The sequence below is a fragment of the Clostridium sulfidigenes genome, from assembly GCF_000732635.1.
Classification (GTDB): Bacteria; Bacillota; Clostridia; order Clostridiales; family Clostridiaceae; genus Clostridium_J; species Clostridium_J sulfidigenes.
Window position 1 is genome coordinate 1 of the sequence record NZ_JPMD01000065.1, and the last position, 4,260, is coordinate 4,260.

5 protein-coding genes are annotated in these 4,260 nt (G+C 28.8%); 4 read left to right on the forward strand and 1 reads right to left on the reverse strand.

Annotation, left to right across the window (positions count from 1 at the left end; genetic code table 11):
- Nucleotides 1-159 precede the first annotated feature (159 nt).
- From IO99_RS17725 to IO99_RS17740, 4 genes are all read left to right on the forward strand, one after another.
- Complete coding sequence (locus tag IO99_RS17725; protein ID WP_035135828.1) at nucleotides 160-921, forward strand: threonine/serine exporter family protein; 762 nt, start codon at nucleotides 160-162, stop codon at nucleotides 919-921.
- Nucleotides 922-926: 5 nt separating this feature from the next.
- A complete protein-coding gene (locus IO99_RS17730) occupies nucleotides 927-1,430 on the forward strand; it encodes a threonine/serine exporter family protein (protein WP_278245267.1) in 504 nt (167 codons plus the stop codon).
- A gap of 294 nt (nucleotides 1,431-1,724) precedes the next feature.
- The gene (locus IO99_RS17735) at nucleotides 1,725-2,261 is read left to right on the forward strand and encodes a sigma-70 family RNA polymerase sigma factor (protein ID WP_051824301.1); all 537 of its coding nucleotides are present in this window, start codon (nucleotides 1,725-1,727) and stop codon (nucleotides 2,259-2,261) included.
- 18 nt (nucleotides 2,262-2,279) lie between these two features.
- Nucleotides 2,280-3,692 (forward strand): DUF4179 domain-containing protein, encoded by a 1,413-nt coding sequence (locus IO99_RS17740; protein ID WP_035135831.1) that lies wholly within the window; start codon nucleotides 2,280-2,282, stop codon nucleotides 3,690-3,692.
- 262 nt (nucleotides 3,693-3,954) lie between these two features.
- Here IO99_RS17740 and IO99_RS17745 read toward each other — a convergent pair.
- The coding region (locus tag IO99_RS17745; protein ID WP_198028609.1) for a transposase at nucleotides 3,955-4,260 on the reverse strand (306 nt) is incomplete at its 5' end.

Sequence of the window (4,260 nt, forward strand, 5' to 3'; positions counted from 1 at the left end):
AGTTCATTTAATATATAAATAATTAATAGACAAATATGAAAAAGATGATATAATTACCATTAATAAATGTGTAATATTAAATATGCTAAAAAATAATTATAGTAAACTGAATAAAATTCATGTTTATTAAATATATGGAATATTAGAAGGAGATTTATCATGAAAGCAAAACAGGTTTTAGATATAGCTCTTTCAGCAGGCGAACTACTTATTAGTAATGGATCAGAATCCTATAGAGTAGAGGAAACTATTGAAAGGATATGTAAAGCTTATAATTATAAAAGTGAATGCATAACTACAGGAAAAGGAATTTTTATATCTATTTTAGATGAGGATCAAGAAAAGGTTACATCACTAAAAAAGGTTAGAAGCAAGAGTGTTGATTTATATAGCATAGAGCTAGTAAATAGTTTTTCTCGAAGCATCGAGTCAGAGAAGATTTCCTATGAGGAAGCAATGGAAAGACTAGAAGATATAAGAAAAACGCCTACTTTTAAATTACCTATTAGAGTGTTAGCTGGTGGAATGACTTGTTTTATTTATTCATTATTTTTCAACGGAACAATTTTTGCAGCCTTTATATCTGCGATTATTGGTATGATAATATATTATATGGTAGATAAGGTATCCAATGTAGGGTTTTTCCAATTTTTTATCTTCTTTTTCTCAGGATTTCTTATAGCTAGTATAAGTATTTTATTTGAAAATATTATAACTATAGTGAACAAGGACAAGATTATACTAGGGTCTATTATGGTACTATTACCTGGTGTAGCCCTTACTAATGGAATAAAAGATATAATTTATGGTGATTTTACATCAGGAATTTCAAAGGTAGGTGAGGCAGTTTTAATAATTACAGCAATTGGTTCAGGAATTGGTACTGCATTAGCCTTTAGAAATTTTCTAGGAATCTTTTAGATATAATATATTTAAGTGAAAGTAGAGGCTATGTTATGATTAGACAAATTGTTTTAGCGTTTTTTGGAAGTGTATTTCCGGCCATATTATTTAATATAGATAGAAAAAAATTAGTTTGGGCTGGGATTTCAGGAACTCTTGCATGGATAAGCTATTTAATAGTGTTCAACTATGGAGGAAGTGTAATTATTGCTACTTTCATGGGGGCATTTGTAGTAGGAGTTTATAGTGAAGTAATGGCAAGAAGGTTAAAGGCTCCAAGTATGCAGTTTTCAATACCAGGAATATTCCCGCTAGTACCAGGAGTTATGGCCTATAACACAGTACTATATATAGTAGCTCAAAATTATGACCTTGCTTATAGCAGTGCAATGAAAACTATTATAGTAGGTGGAGCTATTGCCTTTGGAATGATGTTATCTTCAACTACTTATAAATTTTTTAGCAAAATTCAAAGAGATATAGAAACAAAGAAAGCAGCACAAAATAAAATAAAGGAGATGAACTAAATGGAGTTCATCTCCTTTATTTATGAGATATTAATATTAAATTACTATATAAAATGTAAAATGTAACATAAAAGGTTTAAAATGTTCTCTGGAACAAATGAATATTTTTAGTAAAAAATAAGTAATTTTATTAATTTCAAAAAACAAAAATGATGTGAAAATACTCTATAGAATATAGAAGGTATATACTAAGAAAGGCTAATAGAATAATAAGTATTTTATTATAGTAAATTGTGATTTATAAAGCTCTCATTAAAATATAGATATTACTCGATAAAAGGAAGGGGGATGAGGATGAAATTTTTGAATTTCAGAGAAAAGCAAATAAATGACAGAAAACTTTTGAACTTAATTGAAGTAGATAAAGATAGACTTTATAGGATTGCTTATGTATATGTTAAAAATGAGGAAGATGCTAAGGAGATTGTTCAAGAAACTATATACAAAGGATTTTTGAATATAAAGAAGCTTAAAGAAGTAGAAAAATTTAATAGTTGGATTACAAGAATTCTAGTAAATACAGCTATGACTCATTTAAAAAAGAAAAATAGATTTGTATATGAAGGTGAAGACGTATTAAAAAAATGTTCTATTACAGATGAAGACTATATTGATTTATATGAAGCCGTTGATAAGCTACAAGGATTAGAAAAAACAGTTATTATATTAAAATATTTCGAAGATTATAGAATTATAGATATAGCTATAGTATTAGATATTTCAGAAAGTAGAGTCAAGAATTATCTTCATAAAGGGTTAAAAGATTTGCGTATAGAACTAGAGTGTGGAGAGCCAAACTTAAATTGTGAAATAAAGTTAAGTAAAATATAGTAAAAAGGAGGAACGACTTTGAGTAATATAAATTTTAATAAAGCTAAAGAGCAGTATAACTCTATAGTGATGCCAGAGGATTTAGGCACAAATTTAATGATAGGAATGAAGAGTGGTATAAGAAAACGTAAAATAAGAAGTAAAGGACCAATATATAGTATAACAGTTATGTTTATTGCATTTATACTTTGTATAAATACTTCGGTAGTTTTTGCACAGGCTGTAAACAATATTCCTATAATTAGAGATTTTGCAGATATAGTTATCATAAATGAAGGGATTAAATATGCTTTAAAAGAGGGATATATTCAACCTATTAATAAATCAGTAGACATTGATGGAATTAAGGTTACAATCACTAGAGTTATAGGAGATAGTAAACAACTTATTTTTGGGTATACCATAGAAGGAAATGGTATTAATAAAGAAGATTACTATGGATTAAAAGATTGGGAAATTAAGGATTATAAGGGGAATAAGTTTATGGAAGGAATCCTCAGTTATGGATATGGAGACTATAAAAAGGACGGATTAAAGCCATTAAAAGGAGAAAAATATTTTTCTATTGAAAGCATGAATGTAAAAGATATTCCGAGAAATCTTATATTAACCTTTAATGGTGTAGTAAATCATAGTAAATATGATGGCATAATAGGCAGTGGAGAAAGAAAAATACCTATAGAGCTAAATGAAAAAATTGTTTCTGTAGAACCAGAGATATATAGTATAAATAAAAATGTAGAGTTGGGAGAGCAAAGTCTTTTTATTAAAGAAATGAGGATTTATCCAATGGGTACAGAGATAGTTGTGAGTAATTTAGTAGATAAGGAAAGTAAATTTGGGTGGCTTGATAACTGTTATTTGGAAGATGAAAAAGGAAGGACCTTTACTTTATCTTCAGGCACATCGAAAGGTGAAGGGAGTGAAGATTATATACTAACTTTTAATGGAGGAGCTTACGGTAGATCTAAAGAATTAACTCTTTATAGTAAGGGAATATTTTATAATCCCATAAAAGACAGGCAGCTTGTAGTTGATGTTGGAAATGAATTATTACTTCAAGGTGGAGAGTTTGGACTTAAATTAGAGCATATAAAAGACTATAAAGAGGTAAAAAATCCAGATGAAGATAATAGTTATAAGGTAGTATACCCTGATGAGGAAAATGATGAGGTTTCAAATGAAGATATAGTATATGAAGCAATGGAGGTTAAGTTCACTGTTTTACCACCATATGATATTGAGAATATTTCTATTAGTCATCCAGATGCTACAAGAAGCTCATCATCTCAAAGATCTGATGGAACAGGTGGAGAAGTATCACTATATTTTGATAAATATACTTTAAAGGCAGGAAAGCTATTTATCAACATAGATTCTATGTATAACAATAAAATGAAAACCGAAGAGTTTAGTGTAAGATTAAAATAAGCTAATATAAAAGTTAGATGAAAATTTGATTGTTATAGAACAAAATTTATGAGTAGCCATTAAATTTATAAGGGGAATATTTAGGCTATGTTTTAAGAGAGTGTGAAATTATTTCTGTAAATAGCTTTCTATGATAATTATTTTAAAGGCATGGAGGTCATGATGTAGCTACCATGCCTTAATTTTAATATAATAGTAAATAAATTACATGTCAAGAACACCCTTAAACCGGGTGTATTTTTTTATATATTAGCCGTAGGCTTTAAGGAAGTCTTCCTTCATACATTATGGACAGTTCTCCATAAACTTTGCCCCAGTTTCTAAGTGGTAAACTCCATTTTTTTGTGGCTTCAAAAGTTGCTAAGTACAATGCTTTTAGCAACGAGATATCACTTGGAAATACACTTCTCTGACGATTCAATCTACGATAAGTACTGTTAAGACTTTCAATAGCATTAGTTGTGTAGATAACCTTACGTACATCAGCAGAAAACTTAAATATAGGACTTATAACATCCCAATTAGCAGACCAGCTTTTCATTGCATTAGGATAGTGTTCGTGCCATTT

Coding starts and splice junctions, on each gene's coding strand:
- IO99_RS17725 (WP_035135828.1), top strand. CDS start 160: ATGAAAGCAAAACAGGTTTTAGATATAGCTCTTTCAGCAGGCGAACTA.
- IO99_RS17735 (WP_051824301.1), top strand. CDS start 1,725: ATGAAATTTTTGAATTTCAGAGAAAAGCAAATAAATGACAGAAAACTT.